Genomic DNA, 19,314 nt, shown 5'->3' with positions numbered 1-19,314 from the left:
CCCCCCCCCTGGGGGGGGCCGCCCCCCCCCGTCTGGCCGCGTCGGGACGTCAGCCCGCGATCGCCGCGCCCTCCAGCCCCGCACCGGGGATGGCGGCGAGCAGGTCGCGCGTGTACTGCTGGCGCGGGTTGTCGAACACCTCGTCGGTGGTCGCCTGTTCCACGACCTTGCCGTTCTGCATCACGACCACCGAGTCGGCGATCTGCCGCACGACCGCGAGGTCGTGCGTGATGAACAGGTACGACAGCCCCAGCTCCTCCTGCAGGTTCCCGAGGAGCTCCAGGATCTGCGCCTGGACGAGCACGTCGAGGGCCGACACGGCCTCGTCGAGCACGATGACCTCGGGGCGCAGGGCGAGCGCCCGAGCGATGGCGATGCGCTGGCGCTGGCCGCCGGAGAGCTCGTTCGGGAAGCGGCGCATCGCCGACTGCGGCAGCGCCACCATGTCGAGCAGCTCCCGCACCCGCTTCTCGCGCTCCTTCTTGCCGCCGACCCTGTGCAGGGCCAGGGGCTCCTCGATCGACCGGAAGATGGAGAACGTCGGGTCGAGCGAGCCGTACGGGTTCTGGAACACCGGCTGGATGCGCCGGCGGAACGCGAAGGCCTCCTTGGGCGAGTACTTCGCGACGTCCGCGCCGTCGAACTCGACGACACCCGAGGTCGGGTCGAGCAGACCCAGCACCATGTTCGCCGCCGTGGACTTGCCCGAGCCCGACTCGCCCACCAGCGCGAGCGTGTGGCCCCGCTTGAGCGTGAAGCTCACGTCGTCGACGGCCTTGAAGTCCGTCGACGCCCCGGGGCGGCCGCCGCGGATGGTGAAGACCTTCGTGAGGTTCTTCGCCACGACGAGGTCCCGATCCGCGGCCTTGCCCGCCGCCGGGAGCGGGACGGTCGCGTCGAGGTCCGGCGCCAGCAGCTCCTCCGACTCCTCGCCCTGCTCGTGCGCCACCTGGATGCGGCGGGACGCGAGCGACGGCGCGGAGGCGACCAGCCTCTGGGTGTACGGGTGCTGCGGGTTCGCGAGGATCTGCCGGGCCGGGCCCGACTCGACGACGCGGCCCTTGAACATCACCACGAGGTGCTCGGCGCGCTCGGCGGCCAGCCCCAGGTCGTGGGTGATGAACAGGACGGCGGTGCCGAGCTCCTGCGTGAGCACCTCGAGGTGGTCGAGGATCTGCCGCTGCACCGTGACGTCGAGGGCCGACGTCGGCTCGTCCGCGATGAGGAGCTTCGGCCGCGAGGCCAGCCCGATCGCGATGAGCGAGCGCTGGCGCATGCCGCCCGAGAACTCGTGCGGGAACTGGCGCGCCCGCCGCTCGGCGTCGGGCAGGCCGGCCTCCTGGAGCAGGCCGGCGACGCGCTCCTTGCGCTCCCGCTTGCCGCCCTCGAAGCCGTTGGCCTTGAGGGCCTCCTCGATCTGGGTGCCGATGCGCCACACGGGGTTGAGGTTGGACATCGGGTCCTGCGGGACGAGGCCGATGTCCCGGCCACGCATCGCCTCGATCTCCGTGCGGGGCAGGCCCACGATCTCGCGACCGTCGAACTTGATGCTGCCGCCGGTCACCTTGCCGGTGCCGGGCAGCAGGTCGATCACGGCGTGCGCGGTGGTCGACTTGCCCGACCCGGACTCGCCGACGATCGCGACGGACTGTCCGGGATACACGGTGATGTCGGCGCCGCGGACGGCGTGCACCACGCCCTCGGAGGTGGTGAACGACACCTGGAGGTCGCGGATCTCGAGCAGGGGCTTGTCGGTCCCCGCCTCGTAGCTGCGGCCGTCTCCCTCACCGACGGGCTGGTTGCCGTTCGTCACTGGGAACTGTGTCGTCATCGCTTCCGTGCCTTCGGGTCGAGGGCGTCGCGCACGACGTCGCCCATCATGATGAAGCCGAGCACCGTGATCGCCAGGCCTGCGGCCGGGTAGAAGAGGATCTCCGGCGCCTGGCGGATCGCCCGCTGGGCCTGCGAGATGTCCCCGCCCCACGAGACGGTGCTGGGCGGCAGACCGATGCCGAGGAAGCTCAGCGTGGCCTCGGCGACGATGAACGTGCCCAGCGCGACCGTCGCGTACACGATGATCGGTGCCGCCGAGTTGGGCAGCACGTGCCTCAGCAGGATCTTGCCGCGCCCCATGCCGAGCGAGCGGGCGGCGGTGACGAACTCGTTGTTCTTCACGGACATCACGGTGCCGCGCGTGATGCGGGCGATGGACGTCCACCCGAACGACGCGAGCACCAGGGCCACGGTGAAGCTGGTCCGGTTGGTGGTGATCGACATGATGACGATGGCGGCCAGCACCAGCGGGATCGCGAAGAAGATGTCGGTGATGCGCGACAGGATGACGTCGAACCAGCCGGCGAAGTAGCCGGCGACGGCGCCCATGATGGTGCCGAGGATCACGACCATCGCCGTGGACATGACGCCCACGAGCACGGACGCACGGGCGCCGTAGATGGTGCGCGCGTAGATGTCGCAGCCCTGCTTGTCGAAGCCGAACGGGTGCCCGGGCTCGGGGCCGTCCAGCGACTTGGCCAGCTCGCAGTCGAAACGCGGGTGGACGGACGTGAACCAGCCCGGGAAGGCGGCCACCGTGATGACGAGCAGGATGATCGCGGCGGCGACCCAGAACATCGGGCGCCGGCGCATCTCGCGCCACGCGTCGCGCCACAGGCTGGAGGGGGCCTCGTCCGTCTTGACCGCGTCGACGGCACCCAGGCCGCCCTCGTCGACCTCGGCGGCGAAGTGCTCCTGCCCGGGGCGCGGTCGCCGCCCGCCGGGCACGGTCTCGTAACGGTTCTCAGGCATAACGGATCCTCGGGTCGAGGGCGGCGTAGAGGAGGTCGACGAGCAGGTTCGCCAGGATGTAGACGATGACCAGCACGGTCGTGAGCGAGACGACGGTGATGTTCTCGCCTCGGATGATCGCCTGGTAGAGCGTCCCCCCGACGCCGTTGATGTTGAAGATGCCCTCCGTCACGATCGCGCCACCCATGAGGTTGCCGAGGTCGGCGCCCAGGAACGTGACGACGGGGATGAGCGAGTTGCGCAGCACGTGGCGGCCGGTGACCTGCGAGCGACGGAGACCCTTGGCCCGCGCGGTGCGGACGTAGTCGGCGCTGAGGTTCTCCGCGACCGACGTGCGCGTCAGGCGGATCACGTAGGCGAACGACGTCGCTGCCAGCACGATCGCCGGTAGCAGGAGGCTGTAGAAGTTCGGGTCCCTGCCGACCGTGACGGGGAACCAGCCGAGCTTCACGCCCATGACGAACTGCAGCACGAAGCCGATGACGAAGGTCGGCACGGAGATGACCAGCAGGCTGATCACGAGGACGGTGCCGTCGAACCAGCCGCCCTTGCGCATCCCGGCGAAGAGCCCGAAGAGGACGCCGAAGACGCCCTCGATGACGAGCGCCATGATCGCGAGCTGGAACGTGACCGGAAGCGCCGCGCCGATGACGTCCATGATGTCCTGACCACGGAAGTCGACGCCGAAGTCGAGCGTGAAGACACCCTTGAGGAACAGCAGGTACTGCACGATGAACGGTTCGTTCAGGTTGTACTGCTCGCGAATCTGGGCTTGCACGGCCTCGGGGAGACCGCGCTCCCCGCCCAGGCCGGCCACGGGGTCTCCGGGCCGCAGGAACACGAGTGCGTAGAGCAGGAGCGTCGCCCCCAGGAACACAGGGATCACCTGTAGGAGCCTGCGTCCGAGATACCAGAGCATGTGTGTTGTCTCCTCGTTCGCCCCGGGATTCCCAGGGCCACGGGTTCAAGTTTCGGGCCTCGTTGCCAGGACGATGGCCACGACGGGTGTGGCCAGGACAAGGATAGGGGGCAGGGTGTGCGTCGTCGGCACACCCTGCCCTCCGAACATCGGCGGGCCGGCCGCGAACCTACCGGACGCGGCCGGCCGGCACCGAATCGGGCGTCAGCCCTGCTTCGTGACCTGGTACAGGATCGGGTCGCTGTCCCAGCCGAAGACGACGTTCTCGACGTCCTCGCCGAAGCCGCCGGTGGCGTTCTGGTACCACAGCGGGATACCAGGCATGTCACCGAACAGGATGGTCTGCGCCTCCTGGTAGGCCTTGATCGCCGCGGCCTCGTCGGTCGCGCCGTTGCCCTCCTTGAGCTTGGCGTCGAACTCCTTGTTCGAGTAGCCCATGTCGTTCGAGCCCGCGCCCGTGCCGTAGATCGGCCCGAGGAAGTTGCTCAGCGCCGGGTAGTCGGCCTGCCAGCCGCCACGGAAGAGGCCCTTGATCTGCTCGTTGTCACGCGCGTCGAGGAACTCGTCGAAGGTGGCGTACGGGTCGAACTCGCACCCGATGCCGAGCGTGCTGCGGATGTTGTTGCAGACGGCGTCCACCCAGGTCTGGTGGTCGGAGTCGGCGTTCGAGGCGATCTGCAGCGTGAAGTCGGCGCCGACCGGGTCCTCACCCTCGGCCTCGGCCCACAGCTTCTTGGCCTCGTCGGGGTTGTACTCGAGGACCTCGTTGCCCGGCACGGTGTCGGACCAGCCGTTGATGACCGGCGACGTGAAGTCCTTCGCCGGGGTGCGGGTGCCGTTGTAGATCGTCTCGGTGATCTGGTCACGGTCGATCGCCATGGAGATGGCCTGGCGGCGCAGCACGCCCGCGTCGCCCTCGAACTCCTTGACGTACTCCGGGACGTTGATGACCTGGATGACGGCCGCGGCCTGGTTGACCGCGCGGTCGCCCAGCTCGTCCTCGAACGTCGCGAACGACGACGACGGCACGTTCTTCACGATGTCGAGCTGACCGCCGAGGAGGTCGTTGTACGCCGTGTCCTCCTCGGTGTACGCGACCAGGTCGGCGCCGCCGTTCTGCGCCTTGCGCTCGCCCTGGTAGTCGGCGTTCGGGCGCAGCTCGATGACCTCGTTGTGCACCCAGTTCTCGACCTGGTACGGGCCGTTGCCGATCGGCTTGTCGGCGAAGGCGTCCGGGTTGTCGAAGAACGCCTCGGGGAGCGGCATGAAGGCCGAGTAGCCCAGACGGAGGGAGAAGTCCGACTCGGGCTGGGTGAGCTTGACCGTGAACTCGGTGTCGCTGACGACCTTGAGGCCGCTCATCGTCTCCGAGGCGGGCTTCTCACCCTCCTTGGGGCTGCCGTCCTCGTTCAGCTGGTCCTCGGCGAAGTTCACGTCCGCGAAGCCCTCGATGGGCTCGAAGAAGTAGCTGAGGTTCTGGGCGTTCGGCCCGTACGCGCCGTAGTTCCAGGCGTCGACGAAGCTCTGCGCCGTCACCTTCGAACCGTCGGTGAACGTCCAGCCGTCCTTGATCGTGATGGTCCACGTCTGGTTGTCCTTGGAGTCGATGGACTCCGCCATGTCGAACTGCGTCTCGCCCTCGGCGTCGTAGTACACCAGGCCCGCGAAGATGTTCGAGATGGCCATCGAGCCGTTGGTCTCGTTCGTCATCGTGGGGATGAGCGGGTTCTGCGGCTCGCCGTTCTGCACGGAGATGATTCCGGCGTCCGAGCCGCCCTCGCCGGCCTCCGGGTCGTCGCCCGAACCGCCGCCGCACGCAGACAGGAGCAGGGCCGAGGCGAGGGTGAAGGCCCCGATGCCTGCAAGTCGTCGTCGAGGTGTCACGTGTCCTCCTGAGTTGAGTCGCTCACCGGCGGGGATCACCCCTCGGTGAGGTGCAGGCGCGTGTGCCCGCGCACTGCACTGTGCGCGGGTGACTCTAGTCACCGTTCGGCGCCCGCACATACCCTTCGCCCCCTTTGCACCCGGAACCGTGACCAATCCGGTATCTGGGCGCAACCTCCGGGACACGACCGGCGGCCGGCCCCGGAAACCGTCATACCGTCGCCAACCGGCCCTCGCGGACCACGAGCACCCGGTCCGCCATGGCCACCAGCTCCGGGTCGTGGGTCGCCACGACGGCGGCCACCCCGCGCGAGTGCACCAGGTCGCGCAGCAGCGCCATGACGCGCGCGGCCGTCGTCGAGTCCAGCTGGCCCGTCGGCTCGTCGGCGAGCAGCACCCGCGGTCGGGCGACCAGCGCCCGCGCCACGCCGACCCGCTGCTGCTGCCCGCCCGAGAGCTCGTACGGACGCTGCTCGGCGTGGTCCGCGAGGCCGACCGCCTCGAGCGCCTCGGCGACCCGCGTCGCCCGTTCGGCGGCGTCGACCCGCGCCAGACGCAGGGGGACCTCCACGTTCTCCGCGGCCGACAGCACCGGGATCAGCCCGAACGACTGGAACACGAAGCCGATCTCGGTGCGGCGCACCGCGTGCAGCTCGTCCTCGCCCAGGCCGCCCAGCTCGCGCTCCACGGCACCCGGGCCCTGCGCCGCGGGGTCGGCGCCGAGGTGCACCGTGCCCGTCGTCGGCCGGTCGAGCCCGCCCAGCAGGTGCAGCAGCGTGGACTTGCCCGAGCCGGACGGCCCCACCACCACGACGAGCTCGCCGGCCCCCACCTCGACGGACACGTCCTCCAGCGCCCGCACCTCGCCCGCGCCGCTGCCGTAGACGCGCGAGACACCCTCCGCGCGCAGCACGGTCGTCGTGACGCTCATCGCCCCTCCTCCGACCGTCCGTGCCGTTGGTGCCGTTGCTGCCGGTCGTGCCGTCCGTCCGGCCGGACCTCCACATGGTCGGTCTCCAGCGCGAGGCGCACCCTGTCCCGCAGGTCCAGGGCGCTGACGAAGTCCTGCGGAAGCTGCAGGCGCCCGACGCGGTCCAGCACGGCGAACTCCTCCGCGACGTGCCGCTGCGCGCCGTCCTCGTCCACCTCCGTGCGGCGCAGCACCTCGGTGGACGTGCGCCCGTCGCGGATCTGCACCGTCCGCGCGACGTGCTCGGAGACGGTCGGGTCGTGCGTGACGATCAGCGTGGTGACGCCGGTGGCGGCGTTCACCCCGCGCAGCGCCTCGAGCACCTCGACGCTCGTCGCCTCGTCCAGCTCCCCGGTCGGCTCGTCCGCCAGCAGCACGCGCGGCGCGCCCGCCACCGCGACGGCGATCGCGACCCGCTGCTGCTGCCCGCCCGACATCTGGCCCGGCAGCCGGTCGGCCACGTGCCCGACGTCGAGCAGCTCGAGCAGCTCGGCCACGCGCGCCGTCCGCGCGGCCCGGGAGCCGGTGCGGGCGATCTCGAGCGGCACCCGGACGTTCTCGGCCGCCGTGAGGTACGGCAGCAGGTTCCGCCCGGTCTGCTGCCAGACGAACCCGACGGTGGAGCGCTGGTAGCGCACGCGGTCGCGCCGCGTCATCGCCAGCAGGTCCGTGCCCGCGACCACCGCGGAGCCCGCCGTCGGCAGGTCCATGCCCGACAGGATGTTGAGCAGCGTCGACTTGCCCGAGCCCGACGCCCCGACCAGGGCCACCAGGCCCCCGCGGTCGACGGCGAGGTCCAGCCCCTGCAGCGCCTGCACCTCGATGCCGTCCGTGGCGAAGATGCGCACCAGCCCGCGGCAGCGGATCTCGTCGGGCTCGCCGCGGGCGGCCTCGGCCCGCGGCCACCTGGCCTCCTCCTGCGTCACCACCATCTCGTCACCACCGTCCCGTCACAGCCCTGTCGTCACCGTCGTCACCGTGGTCACCGTCGTCACCGTCGACGCCCATCCCGCCGTCCTCCCTCATTCCGCCGCCTCCCGCAACCGCTCCGGCGTCGCGCCGCGGCGCCCCGCGACCGTCGCGAGCACGGCTCCGACCACCACCGTGGCCACGAAGCCGACCACTCCCCCCACCGCGAGCACCGGGTCGACCGTGAGCGCGGGCTGCGGCCCGCCCCCGGTGAGCGCCGTGAGGTCCACGCGGGCGCGCAGCAGGGCGGGCACCACGACGCCGACCAGCGCCCCCACGACGAGCGCGCCCAGGGCCCACGGCGCCACCTCCCACGCGACGAGCCCGCGCGACTCCGAGCGCCGCGCCCCCATCGAGCGCAGCACCGCGAGCAGGCGCTCCCGGTCGGGGGCGGCCAGCACCAGCGTGAGGGCCACGGTGAGCGCGACCAGCACCCCTGCCAGGGCGACGGAGACCCGCGCGCCGGTCGCGATCCCCTGGGCGGCCGGCGACTCCAGCAGCTCCGCGGCGACCGTCGTGCGGTCGTCGACGGCGGCCCCCGGGACCGCGTCGCGCAGCGCCGCGGCGACCCGTGCCGGTTCCGCGCCGTCGTCGAGCGCCACCAGGGCCGTGCGCGGCTCGGTCGCGTAGTCGAGCGGGCCGGCGAGGACGCCCGCGTCGAGCACGAGGGTCGACGGCGCGTCGATCACGCCGGGCACCTGGTCCGACGCACCCGCCACCACGACGTCGGCGCTCTCGTCCTGCAGGTCGAGGACGAGTCCCGTGGTGCCGGCCGCGACGTCCGGCACCCGCAGCGCGAGGACCGGTAGGGCGCCGTCGGCGGTGGGCCGCGCCAGCTCCGCGACGGCCGGCGGGGCGTCCGGCACCCCGGCCTGCACCGCGGCGAGGTCCGCCGCGTCCACGGCGACCACCTGCACCGAGCGGGTCTTCCCGTCGGCCGACCTCAGGTGGGCGGTCTCGGGCACGCGGGCCGCCGTCGCCACCGCCGCGACGCCGTCCGTCTCCCGCAGCGTCGCCACGTCCTCCTCGCCCAGCGCGGGTCCCGAGACCCGCAGGTCGGCCCCCAGCTCGACGTGCGCCTGGCGCGCCACGCCGGCGTCCACGGTCGACAGCAGCACGGCCGACGACGCCCCGACGGAGACCGCGAGCACCAGCGCGAGCGCGGGCACGACACCGCCGGCCGGGGCACGGGTGGCGCGCGCCGCCCTCAGGAACGGCACGAGGTCGCGCCGCCGGGACAGGAGCCGCTCGAGGCCACGCGCCAGCAGCGGGATCACGCGCACGGCGACCAGGGCGGCCGCGGCCGCCACGAGCAGCGGGGTCGCCGCCACCAGCGGGTCGACGCCGCCGTCGCCCGCACCCCCGACGACACCGCGGCGAGCCAGGAGCACCGCCGCGAGCGCCGCCACGCCGATCACCGCGAGCTCCGCGGTCCGGCGCCAGGGTCCGCCCGTGCCCGCGGCGAGGTCGCGCCGCTCGGCGCGCAGCGTGCGCGGCACCGTCACGGCGGCGGCCGCCACGGCCGGCGCCAGCGCTGCCGCTGCGGCCCACAGCAGCTGGGTCCCGGTCACGGCCCCCGGCCGGACCAGGAGGCCGAGCAGGACGCCGACGACCGCGGCCGGCAGGCTGACGGCGAGGCCCTCGGTCGCCGTGAGCAGCCGCAGCCGGGTGCCGGTCGCGCCGCGTGCGAGCAGCACCGCGAGCGCCGGCCGGCGTCGCTCGACGACGAGCCGCGCCGCCAGCACCACGACCGCGCCGAGCGCCCCGAGCGGGCCCACGACCAGCACGGCGAGAAGGGCGTCGGTCGTCACGCGCTCGCTCATCAGCGCGTCGAGCACGTCGGAGAGGGCGGTGCGCGCCTGGAGCGTCACCGGGTCGTCCGGGAGCACCTCGAGCGTCTCGTGGGTGAGCCCGCGCACCTGGGCCGCGAGCGCGGCGACGTCGTCCGACCTGATGCCCTCGACGGCGACGGGGTACCAGAGCTCGGTCTGCACCTCCCGGAAGGCGAGGGAGCCGATCATCGCCGGGTCGACGTACACGGCGGCCGTCGCGATGGTGGCCCCGTTCGGTGTGACGCTCAGCTGGGCGTCGCGCCCGAACGGCTGGTGGTACCAGGTGCTCGCGTCGGGGTCCACGGGCTCGGTGAGCCCGACGACGCGCAGCGGCGGGAACTTCCACACGTCGACGGCGTAGGTGCCGCCGAGCTCCCATCCGAGGGTCCGGGCGGCCGGGCGTGACAGGACCACCTGCACGGGCTCGTCGCCCTCGGGGCCGTTGAACGTGGTGCGCACCGGCGTCGCGACGGGCCACTCGCCCTCGACCAGCCGCAGGTCCTCCGACATCCGCGCCGACGCCCGCATGACGACCTGCGGGACCTCGATCCCCGAGCCGGGCACCTGCTCGGTCCGCGTCTCCCGCGAGGAGACGGCGAACGACGGCTCGCCGAGCACGTCGCGCAGCGGCTGCGGCAGGCCGTCCCGCAGCCGGACCATGCCCGCGAGGAACTCGTCCCACGTGGGCTCCGGCGGGACGGCCGGCGCGGTCTCGGGCTCGGTCATCACCATGTCGGCGGACACGCCCCCGCCGGGCACCACCGACGCCCGGGAGCTGACGTCCCGGCGCTGGGGCGAGAGCTGCTCGGTGGCGTAGGTGACCTGCTCCGAGCGCATCTCGGCGATCGCACGGGTGGCGGCGGTGGCGGCGCCGGCCGCGAGGACGGTCACCAGGGCGAGGACGAGCGCCGTCCCCCACGCCGAGCGCAGGTGGCGGCGCAGCAGCAGCCACAGCATCAGCGCACCTCCTCCCGGTAGCCGCCGTCGCGCGCCTGGGCGGTGACCGCGGCCCGCACGGCCAGCGCGACGGCGGCCAGGCCCGCGACCAGCAGGACCCCGGGCACGAGCGCGGCCGTGGGCGCGAACGCGGTGTCCGGCGTCGGCACGACGGCGAACCCGGTGAGCGTGGCCGCGGCCAGGCCGGGCACGGTGGCGACCGCGAGCGCCCACCCGGCGAGGAGCCCCGCGGCCAGCGCGGCGGCCGCGACGACGGCGAGCTCCGTGGCGCGGCTCGCCCCCTGCGCCCGGGGCGGCAGGCCGACCGCGCGGAGCACCGCGACCTCGCCGCGCCGCTCCCGCACACCGGCGACGCTCACCGCGCCCACGCCGACGAGGGCGAGCGCCACGGCCGCGAGCGCGGCGACCGCGAACGCCTGGCGCACCGGCCCCGCGGCGTCGGACCCCTCCGACCCGGTCGACGTCGTGACCTGGACCGGTGCCGTCCCGGCGGCGTCCCGGGCGGCCGCCGCCAGCCGGTCGACGTCGGCGCCGGGTGCCGCACGGATCCACGTCTCGGCGGCCTCGGGGACCACCGTGGCGAGGCGCAGGGACGCGGCCTGGAGGTCGGCGAGACCCACCATCGCCGCACCCTGGTGCAGGGAGCCCGGCACGACGTCCACGACGTCGACCACCCGCACGGACAGCCGCCCGCCCTCGCCCAGCGGGACCTCCGTCGTGTCCCCCGCGGTGAGGTCGAGCAGGCCGGCCAGGTCCTGGGACAGGACGGCGGGGGCCGGCTCGCTCCCCGAGCCCGCCACCATGGCGCGGAACGGCGAGGGCGTCGCCTCGTGGTCGGCCTGGGCCGCGAAGCTCAGGCCCGTGCCCGGTCGGGCGCCGAAGGCGACCTTCGCCGCCGGGTCGTCGCGGGCGGGCGCCCAGTCGGCGCCGGCGACGTCGACCTCCGTCGTCGCGCCCTCGTCGGTGCTGGCGTCCAGCCCGTCCACGGAGAGCCGTAGCGTGGTGAGCGCGCTCGGCGAGCCCGGCAGCCGGGTGTCGAGCGCGACGACGGTCCACGTCCCCGGCGCGCCGTCGGCGGCGGCAGGGGCCGGCGGCACGTCGGCCCGGAGCTCGACCGTGCTCTCGGCGGGGCCGATCGGGCGGGTGTCGGCCCACCCGCCGCCGGGGTCGCCGTCGAGGTCCACGTCCAGCTCCTCAACGTCGACGCCGACGACCTGTCCGTCCGCGTCGGCGAGCCAGAGCCGGAGGGCGATCGTCGAGTCCTCGAGCACGAGGAGCCGCCCCCGCTCGGACGGCGCCGACGCGGTCGCCTCCTCGAGGGACGCCCAGGTGGCCGGCTCGCCGCCCGCCGCGCCCGTGGCCGCCTCTGCCGTGGCCGCTTCGTCCACGACGTAGTACTGCCCGGTGACGTGCAGCACCAGCCCGGTGGAGCCGGCCGGGAGCTCCGGGTTGTCCGCGTAGGGGCCCGAACCCTCCAGCGCCGCCGCGATCTCGTCGATGCCGCTCTGCCCGTGCGGCCCGCGTGCCACCAACGCGACCCGGTCGGGCGGGACGGCAGTGGTGGACAGGGGGACGCCGTCCACGACCGCCTCGGACACCCGCACGGGGGCGGCGTCCGTCGCGCCCGGCAGCGCCGCGTACGTCGCGGCGGGCCCGGGCGTCCCCTCCGTCGCGACGACGCGCACGTCGCTGCCCGCGGCGACGCCGGCGGCCGCCTCCCGCAGGTGCTGACCGGTCCCGGCGTACGCGGACGCGAGCACCACGCTCCCCGCGGCCACCACCACCAGGACGACGGGCACCGCCGTGACCGCGAGCCGCCGCGCCACCTGCCGCGCCGCGAGCACCCGGGTGCCCGGGCGGCGCGCGGTGAACGCCGCCCAGGCCCCCGACAGCGGACCGAGCAGCGCCACCGCCACGACGGCCGCAGCCGCGAGCACGAGCGCGGGCGCCGCGGCGGCGGCGGGGTCGGTCTGGCCGCCGTCGGGCGTGGGGACCAGGGGCGAGCCGTACCGCCGCAGCAGCCACGTGGTGAGCCCGGCGGCCACGACGACCAGCACGACGCTCCCCCACGTGGCGGCCCGTCGCGTGCGACCCGACCGGTCGGTCACCCGCAGCGCCGCGGCGGCACGGGCCTGCAGGCCGCCGACCGTCACCAGGAGGAGCAGCGCCCCCGCCGCCGTCGCCAGGGCCGCGGGCGCCAGCGTCCCCGCGAGGGACCCCCCGGGCGTGCCCTGGGCCGCCAGCACGGCCGCCGCCGCTCCGGCACCCGCGGCCGCCCCACCCACGACGACGAGCGCCGCCTCGGCCGCCGCCGCGGCCGTCAGCTGGGCCGCCGACGCCCCGCGCGAGACCAGGAGGTGCACCTCCGCCGCCCGCGTGCCCGCGAGCAGGCGCGCCACCTGCGCGACGGCGACCGTGCCGGCGAGCGTGAGCACGAGCATCGGGACGAGGGCCACGGCCGACGCCGCGGCGGCAGCGACCGACGCGGCGGCCGCCCGCTCCCCCAGGTCCCCGGTCACCGTCGCGCCGCGCACGGCGACGGCGTCGTCGCCGAGGACCGTGTCGAGGAGCGCCTCGGACCCGGCGGCGAGGACCGCGAGGTCGGCGGTGGCGGTGGCGGCCACGTCCGGCGTGAGCGTCCAGCGCACGAACGGGTCGTCGGAGTCGTCGTCGGGCACCTCCTCGCGGACCAGGTCGTACGGCGCGGGCGCGAAGAGCGCGTCGACGTCGCCGCGCAGCGCCGCGTCCTGCGCCGCCGCGTCGGCCTCCGGGGCGAGGCGGGTGGTCACCTGCACCTCCGCCGGGACGCCGCCCCGGGTCAGCCCGTCGTGGACGACGTCCACCTCGGCGGCGCGGACCGCTCCGACGGCGGTGCCGAGCGCCGCCGCGACGGTGGCGACCAGCAGCGCGACGAGGACCAGCAGCCCGCGTCGCGCGCCCGTGCGGCGCACCAGCAGCCGGGCGCGGCTCACCGACCCGCCCCCACGGCGTCCGGTACGCGGGACGCGGTCACGGGCGGTGCCCGCGCTTCTCGTTGCCGCGCCGGTAGTTGCCCGTCGCGCGGGCCAGCAGCTCCTGGTCGGTCTCGGGGTCGCGGCCGAGCAGCGCGGCCAGGCGGGCGGCGCGCGCCCCCGCGACCGTGACGACCGGGCGGCCGCCGCGGCTCACCAGGACCTTGCCGTCCTTGGTGACCCGGTGGTCGAACGGGTCGTCCTCGAGGCCCACGGGGTCCCCCTCAGCGACGCCACTCGTAGGGCGTGGTGGTGGACACCTTGACCAGGCCGGAGCGCTCCAGGATGGGCCGGGAGAACTCTGTCGAGTCGCTGTGCAGGTACGTCTTGCCGCGCTCGACGGCGGACCGGGCGCGCGCCGCGGTCAGCGCGCGGTAGATGCCGCGGCCCCGCCACTCGGGTCGGGTCGAGCCGCCCCACAGGCCGGCGAACGCGGTCCCGGGCACCGGCTCGAGGCGGCCGGCGCTGATCACCCGCCCGTCCGCCTCGGCCACCCACAGCTCCATCTCGGGGTCGCGCTCCTGCCGCCGCAGGATCTGCTCGGCGTGCCCCGACGTGGCCGGGTCGTCGCCGAAGACCTCGTCCGCCATCGCGGACATCGCGCGCACGTCCGCCTCGGCGGTGACGCGGCGCAGGGAGACGCCGGCCGGCAGCGGGACGTCCGCGACGAGGAGCCGCGCGTCGCCGATCATGATCGACTCCGGTTCCTGGGGCACGAAGCCGTGGTCGACCAGCGCCTCGTGCAGGCCCGGTGCGACGTCGTGGCCGCGGGTCTTCCACTCGGCGTTCGTGACCGTGGCGTCGTCGCGGAAGTGGGCGAGGGCGGCGGCCACGAACCCGCGGACGGTCGCGGCGTCGGCGCCGCCCAGGTCGCGGTAGGTGACGAAGCCGCGGCCACCCGCGAACGTGACGAGGCGCAGCGGACCGAGGCGGGTCACGGCGACGGCGCTCGGCGTCTCGGCGTCGGTTCGCAGCTGGTCGTCGTAGGCGGCGAGGAGGCGCGCGACGTCGAGGTCGGCGGCTGGTGCGTTCACGGCGGACACCCTTCCAGAGCGCAGCACGGCGGGGCAACGGTTTTCATCGTGCCGTACCGACCGGTCACGCCGTTGCCGCGCCGGGCCCGGGGTCGGCGGCGCGACGGTTCGCCGTCGGAGCGCTGCCCGGCCGTCGCCCGGGCCTCACTCCGCGGCCAGGTCGTCCCAGACCACGAAGACGGACCCGTCGTCGATCTCCGCGCCCGCCCCGCGGTAGGCGGCGAGCGCCGCGTCGTTGTCCGCCTCGGTGCCGGTCCACATGGCCCGGCAGCCGCGGGCGAGGGCCGCGTCCCGCAACGCCGCGAGCAGCGCGGTCGCCACCCCCTGCCGGCGCCACGCCGCGTCGACGCCCAGCTCGTACAGGAACAGCTCCGCGTCCTTGTCGGGGTGCCGCATCTCCACCCCCGACACGAACCCGACGTCGCGCCCGTCGGCCGCGCGCGCCAGCAGCACGACGTGGCCGGGGCGCCGCAGCGTGTCCGTCGCGCCCGCGAGCGAGACCGGGCCGTCGAACAGGTGCGACGCCGCGACGAGCTCCGCGGGGTCGGTGACCTGGACGACCGTCCAACGCGTCATGCCCACCATCGTCGTGCCGCGCAGGGCCGGGGGCGAGCCGGGCCGGGCTCCACATTGCACCCACGTCGAAAGTGTCACGCGGCAACCATTGCGCCCTTCCCTACCCGCCATGACTCCGGGACCGACGCCGACGATGCTGGCCGCCGAAGCGGCGGGCACCCTGCTGCCGAGCGGATCCGCGCTGCTCGGCTTCCTCGCCGCCTCCCTCGCGATGCTCGCCGTCCCCGGCCCGTCCGTCGTGTACGTCGTGGCGCGCACCACCGCCCACGGACGACGCGCCGGGCTGTGGTCGATGGCGGGCCTGGAGACCGGCGCAGCGCTGCACGTGGCGGCCACCGCGGCGGGGCTGGCGGCCCTGCTGGCGCGGTCGCCCGCGCTGTTCGACGCGGTGCGGTGGACCGGCGCCGCCTACCTGGTGTGGCTCGGGGTCCGCGAGCTGCGCGCGGCCCGGGCGCGCGCCACGTCCCCGGGAGACGACACCGGCGAGGACGCCGCACCGGCGTCGCCGCGCCGCTGGCGGCTCTTCGCGGACGGCGTCCTCGTGGACGTCCTCAACCCCAAGACCGCCCTGTTCTTCCTGGCCTTCCTCCCGCAGTTCGCCGACCCGGCGCGCGGCGCCGTCGCGCCGCAGCTGGCGCTCCTCGGAGGGCACTTCGTCGGCCTCGCCGCCCTGGTGGACTCCACGTACGCCCTGCTCGCCGACCGGATGTCGTGGCGGCTGCGCGCGTCGGAGCGCGCCCGGCGCCGGCTGGGCCGCGCCGCCGGCGGGATCTACCTGGCGCTGGCCGGCGCCGCGGTCGTGGTCTGACCGTCGCGGGCGGACGCAGGAGCGGCGCTCAGAGGTGCCGGGGGACGACGGCGCGCCGGGGGCGCAGCCACCAGCCACGCCGGTCCGCGTCGACCAGCAGGCGCAGCAGCAGGCCGCCGACGAGCAGCCCGCCCACCAGGTCGCTGATCCAGTGCCAGCCGAGGTAGTAGGACACGGCGACCGCGTTGAGCGCGACCAGCCCGACGCCGAGCCGCAGCGTCGTCATCGTGCGCGACGACACGGTCGTCCAGCGCCCGACGAGGTAGACGGCGGTGCCGTAGATCAGCACCGCCTCGGCGGCGTGGCCCGACGGGAAGCTGATGCCGCTCCAGCCGAGCTGACGCAGCCCGCCCTCGAACAGGTCGGCGTCGTCCGTCGTGGGCGCCGGACGCGCGAGCACCACCTTGAGCAGCCCCACTCCCCCGTAGAACGCCAGCTCGGCCATGGCCGCGCACCACAGCGGACGCCACGTGCGGTGCCGCCACGAGAGGGTGACCGCGACGGCCAGCAGCACCGGCAGGCACACCGCCTGCCCGGCGATCGGGTCGAGCACGTGCTGGATGAAGGGCTGCAGCCCCGGCGTCAGCGCCCTGGCCCAGTACCCGTGCGCGTCCTCGTCGACCCCCCGGAACGGGCCGGCCGCCAGGAGCGTCACCACGACCAGCCCCGCGAGGAGGGCGGGAGCCGACGTCAGGCCGCCGAGCGGCTCCTCCGACCGCCGGTCGCGCACCGCCCGGGTACCGGCGCGCGAGGCGTCGAGGGCGCGCGCGGGCGCGGTGGGAGCCTGGGGCAACATCGCGCACAGGGTAAGCAGCCCGGCTGGACATCACCTGGTCGAGCGCGTGTGGTGTGCCGCACGCTCTCCGTCCGCCCTGGTCAGGCGCGTGGCGCGAGCGCCGACACGAGCCACGCGTTGCGGGTGCGCAGCAGGCGCGTCATGTACCAGGTGAGCACCAGCCGCTCCACCAGCCTCCCCAACGGCCCCGCCGGAGCGGCGAACTCCACCGTGTCCGTCATCCGGGTACCGCCGGGCGCCGCCTCGAACCGGTGCTCGTGCCACCAGCGGCGGAACGGCCCGGCCACCTGCTCGTCGACGAACCAGTGCGGCGCGTCGTGGGCGCTGATGCGCGACGTCATGCGGAACAGGACGCCGAAGTGGCGCGCCCGCCATGTCACCGTGTCGCCGGGTCCCATCACGCCCGACGTCACGCCCGCCACCGCCCGCTCCCCCGAGCGGCGCATCGACGCCGTGTGCGCGTCCACCGACAGGCTCGCCGCGAAGCACGCCTCCGGGGACGCCGGGATCTCGGTGGTCAGCACGATCGTCGGCACCCGGCGATCGTAGGCCCGCCGCAGCCGGGAGCGGTCACGCCCGCGGGAGGGGCAGTCCCGCCGGCACGTCGTCTCGGCTGCCTCCGTAGGCGCGCATCGCGACGGTCTGCCGCTCGAAGAAGTCGCCCAGCCTCGCGGCTGCGGGCGCCGCGACGCCGACGTCGTCCAGCGCCCGGCGGAACAGCCCGACGCACACCTCGTCGAGCTCCGCGTGCTCCCCGTTGCCCGCGTGCATGCGCTGCACCGTCGACTCGTCCCCGTAGCCGCCGGTGTACAGGCGCGGACCGCCGAGCGTCTCGGCCAGGTACGCGGCGAGGCGCTCGTCGTGCTGCGGGTGCAGCGTGCCGTGCGAGAAGGGGTGCGCCGCCACGGGGTCGGCCAGGCACAGCGCGTTCCAGCGGCGGCACACCGCCAGCAGGACGTCGAAGCCCCCGACGTCGTCGTACAGGGTCATCGCCCCAGTATCCACGCCGCGGGACCGCCGCGACGTGTGAATCACCATTCACAAGATCCGTGACTTCCGGCGGGCGCGCTGCCACACTCGGGCACGACGACGGACGAGACGACGACGTGAGGGAGCCCCTGATGCCCGACCTGCCCGCACTGGCCGACCTGCCCGGCACGGTGGCGACGACAGCAGCGAGGGCGGCCCTCGTCCGCGAGGCCGGCGGGCCCGCGACGCTCGCGGACGTCACGCTGGACGCTCCGGGCGACGGCGAGGTCCTGGTCCGCGTCCACGCGTCCGGCGTCTGCCCCACGGACCTCTTCGGCATGGCGGGCGGCGCCGGCGACCGGTTCCCCGCGATCTTCGGGCACGAGGGCGCGGGGGTCGTCGAGTCCGTCGGGCCGGGCGTCGGGTCGCTCCGGCCGGGCGACCACGTCGTGCTCAGCTTCGACGCGTGCGGACGGTGCCCGACCTGCGTCGACGGCCACCCCGCCTACTGCGACGACTTCGCCGACCTCAACTACCGCTCGCGGTCGCGCGCCCGGGCCGACGGCGCCGCGGCGACGACCGGGTGGATGGCCCAGTCCTCCTGGGCGACGCACGCGCTGGCGCGCGCCAGCAACGCGGTGCGCATCGACGACGACGTGCCCTGGGCGGTCGCGGCCCCGCTCGGCTGCGGGATCCTCACCGGAGCAGGGACGGTCCTGCGCGTGCTGGCCCCCGGCCCGGACGACACGCTCCTCGTCGTCGGCGCCGGCACGACCGGGCTCGCCGGCGTCATGGCGGCGCGGCACCGCGGCGCGGGGCGCGTCGTGGTCAGCGACCCCGACCCCGACCGGCGCGCCCTGGCGCTCGAGCTCGGCGCGAGCGACGCCTTCGCCCCGGAGGACGTGCCGGCCCGCAGGCTCGCGGCCACGCACGTGCTCGACACGGTCGGGCGGCAGGAGACCATCGACCTCGCGCTCGCCGCGCTCGCCCCGCGCGGGGTGTGCGCCACCGTGGCGCTGCACGCCGGGGCGAACCGGGTCACGGTGTCGCAGACGCAGGTGTTGTGGGGGCGCACGCTCACCGGCGTCATCGAGGGGGACGCGGTCGTGGCCCGGGACGTCCCGCTGCTCGTCGCGCTGTGGCGCGCCGGGCGCCTGCCGGTCGAGCGGCTCGTGCGTGGCTACCCGTTCGACCGGGTCGGGTCGGCGATCGACGACCTCCGCGCGGGGCGCACGATCAAGCCGGTGCTGCTGATGGACGACGACGCGGCGACCTCCCCCGCACCGGCCGCCCCGGCCGTCCCGGTCACCCTGGTGGACCTGCTCCGGGACGGGCGGGTCCCGGCGGCCGACCTCCCCGCGCTGTGGCGCTCGCTGCCGCCCGTGCGGACCCACGAGCTGCGCGGGCTGTGGCACGGCTTCGGGGTGAGCACGGAGCACCGCACCCAGCGCCTGCTGACCCGCACCGGCTGGTACGGGAAGCTCTTCCGCGCCGACGACGACGTGTCCCCCCTCGTCTGCGAGACGCCGGACGGCACCCTCGTCGCCGAGGCGCGCCTCGCCCGTGGCGGCGCCACGCTGCGCACGGTGGAGCACGACGGCGTCGTCACGGCGTCGATGGTCTACGACGGGCAGCCCGTGATCGACCACTTCACCCGCCTGTCGGACGACGCCGTCCTCGGCGTGATGACGGGACGCGACGCCGCCGACGACGGCGCGCTCTACTACTTCGTCCTCGAGCGGGCGGCGGACCGGCAGGTCGCCGTCGGCGACGACTGAGCCGGC

16 protein-coding genes are annotated in these 19,314 nt (G+C 74.9%); 2 read left to right on the top strand and 14 right to left on the bottom strand.

Annotation, left to right across the window (positions count from 1 at the left end; genetic code table 11):
- Positions 1–49: 49 nt before the first annotated feature.
- The 11 genes from ACFQ8E_RS05900 to ACFQ8E_RS05850 all read right to left on the bottom strand — a co-directional run bounded on the left by ACFQ8E_RS05900 (position 50) and on the right by ACFQ8E_RS05850 (position 14,957).
- Positions 50–1,831, bottom strand: coding sequence for a dipeptide ABC transporter ATP-binding protein (locus tag ACFQ8E_RS05900; protein WP_430549654.1), 1,782 nt, complete (start codon positions 1,829–1,831; stop codon positions 50–52).
- Positions 1,828–2,805: an ABC transporter permease gene (locus ACFQ8E_RS05895; protein WP_430549653.1), complete on the bottom strand. Its 978-nt coding sequence runs from the start codon at positions 2,803–2,805 to the stop codon at positions 1,828–1,830. The genes ACFQ8E_RS05900 and ACFQ8E_RS05895 overlap by 4 nt, the downstream gene beginning before the upstream one ends.
- The gene (locus ACFQ8E_RS05890; RefSeq protein WP_430545073.1) at positions 2,798–3,724 is read right to left on the bottom strand and encodes an ABC transporter permease; all 927 of its coding nucleotides are present in this window, start codon (positions 3,722–3,724) and stop codon (positions 2,798–2,800) included. The genes ACFQ8E_RS05895 and ACFQ8E_RS05890 overlap by 8 nt, the downstream gene beginning before the upstream one ends.
- A 204-nt stretch (positions 3,725–3,928) precedes the next feature.
- Positions 3,929–5,608, bottom strand: coding sequence for an ABC transporter substrate-binding protein (locus ACFQ8E_RS05885; protein ID WP_430549652.1), 1,680 nt, complete (start codon positions 5,606–5,608; stop codon positions 3,929–3,931).
- 211 nt (positions 5,609–5,819) lie between these two features.
- On the bottom strand, positions 5,820–6,539 hold the full coding sequence (locus ACFQ8E_RS05880; RefSeq protein WP_430549651.1) for an ABC transporter ATP-binding protein: 720 nt from the start codon (positions 6,537–6,539) through the stop codon (positions 5,820–5,822).
- Complete coding sequence (locus ACFQ8E_RS05875) at positions 6,536–7,510, bottom strand: ABC transporter ATP-binding protein (RefSeq protein WP_430549650.1); 975 nt, start codon at positions 7,508–7,510, stop codon at positions 6,536–6,538. The genes ACFQ8E_RS05880 and ACFQ8E_RS05875 overlap by 4 nt, the downstream gene beginning before the upstream one ends.
- 90 nt (positions 7,511–7,600) lie before the next feature.
- The gene (locus ACFQ8E_RS05870) at positions 7,601–10,336 is read right to left on the bottom strand and encodes an FtsX-like permease family protein (protein ID WP_430549649.1); all 2,736 of its coding nucleotides are present in this window, start codon (positions 10,334–10,336) and stop codon (positions 7,601–7,603) included.
- Positions 10,336–13,308 carry an FtsX-like permease family protein gene (locus ACFQ8E_RS05865; protein ID WP_430549648.1) on the bottom strand — a complete coding sequence of 991 codons (2,973 nt, stop codon included), beginning with the start codon at positions 13,306–13,308 and terminating at the stop codon, positions 10,336–10,338. The genes ACFQ8E_RS05870 and ACFQ8E_RS05865 overlap by 1 nt, the downstream gene beginning before the upstream one ends.
- Before the next feature lie 37 nt (positions 13,309–13,345).
- The gene (locus tag ACFQ8E_RS05860; RefSeq protein WP_430549647.1) at positions 13,346–13,561 is read right to left on the bottom strand and encodes a hypothetical protein; all 216 of its coding nucleotides are present in this window, start codon (positions 13,559–13,561) and stop codon (positions 13,346–13,348) included.
- A 10-nt stretch (positions 13,562–13,571) separates the two neighbouring features.
- Positions 13,572–14,381, bottom strand: coding sequence for a GNAT family N-acetyltransferase (locus tag ACFQ8E_RS05855; protein WP_430549646.1), 810 nt, complete (start codon positions 14,379–14,381; stop codon positions 13,572–13,574).
- A 144-nt stretch (positions 14,382–14,525) separates the two neighbouring features.
- A complete protein-coding gene (locus tag ACFQ8E_RS05850; RefSeq protein ID WP_430549645.1) occupies positions 14,526–14,957 on the bottom strand; it encodes a GNAT family N-acetyltransferase in 432 nt (143 codons plus the stop codon).
- A gap of 109 nt (positions 14,958–15,066) precedes the next feature.
- Here ACFQ8E_RS05850 and ACFQ8E_RS05845 point away from each other — a divergent pair, with 109 nt between their 5' ends.
- A complete protein-coding gene (locus ACFQ8E_RS05845; protein ID WP_430549644.1) occupies positions 15,067–15,765 on the top strand; it encodes a LysE family translocator in 699 nt (232 codons plus the stop codon).
- Positions 15,766–15,793: 28 nt separating this feature from the next.
- On the opposite strand, the gene ACFQ8E_RS05840 is transcribed toward ACFQ8E_RS05845, so the two are convergent.
- The 3 genes from ACFQ8E_RS05840 to ACFQ8E_RS05830 form a co-directional block, all read right to left on the bottom strand.
- Entirely contained in the window at positions 15,794–16,561 is a 768-nt protein-coding gene (locus ACFQ8E_RS05840) for a phosphatase PAP2 family protein (protein ID WP_430549643.1), read from the bottom strand.
- 80 nt (positions 16,562–16,641) lie between these two features.
- Complete coding sequence (locus ACFQ8E_RS05835; protein WP_430549642.1) at positions 16,642–17,097, bottom strand: SRPBCC family protein; 456 nt, start codon at positions 17,095–17,097, stop codon at positions 16,642–16,644.
- A 34-nt stretch (positions 17,098–17,131) separates the two neighbouring features.
- The gene (locus tag ACFQ8E_RS05830) at positions 17,132–17,551 is read right to left on the bottom strand and encodes an oxidoreductase (RefSeq protein WP_430549641.1); all 420 of its coding nucleotides are present in this window, start codon (positions 17,549–17,551) and stop codon (positions 17,132–17,134) included.
- A 116-nt stretch (positions 17,552–17,667) separates the two neighbouring features.
- Between ACFQ8E_RS05830 and ACFQ8E_RS05825 the strand changes: the two genes are divergently transcribed.
- Positions 17,668–19,308, top strand: a complete 1,641-nt coding sequence (locus tag ACFQ8E_RS05825) for an alcohol dehydrogenase catalytic domain-containing protein (RefSeq protein ID WP_430549640.1) — start codon at positions 17,668–17,670, stop codon at positions 19,306–19,308.
- Positions 19,309–19,314 lie beyond the last annotated feature (6 nt).

The sequence above is a fragment of the Isoptericola sp. NPDC056573 genome (assembly GCF_042793335.1).
In the GTDB taxonomy this organism is placed as follows: domain Bacteria; phylum Actinomycetota; class Actinomycetes; order Actinomycetales; family Cellulomonadaceae; genus Isoptericola.
Note: the sequence above shows the minus strand (reverse complement) of the source record. Positions and strands in the feature narration are given on the sequence as shown.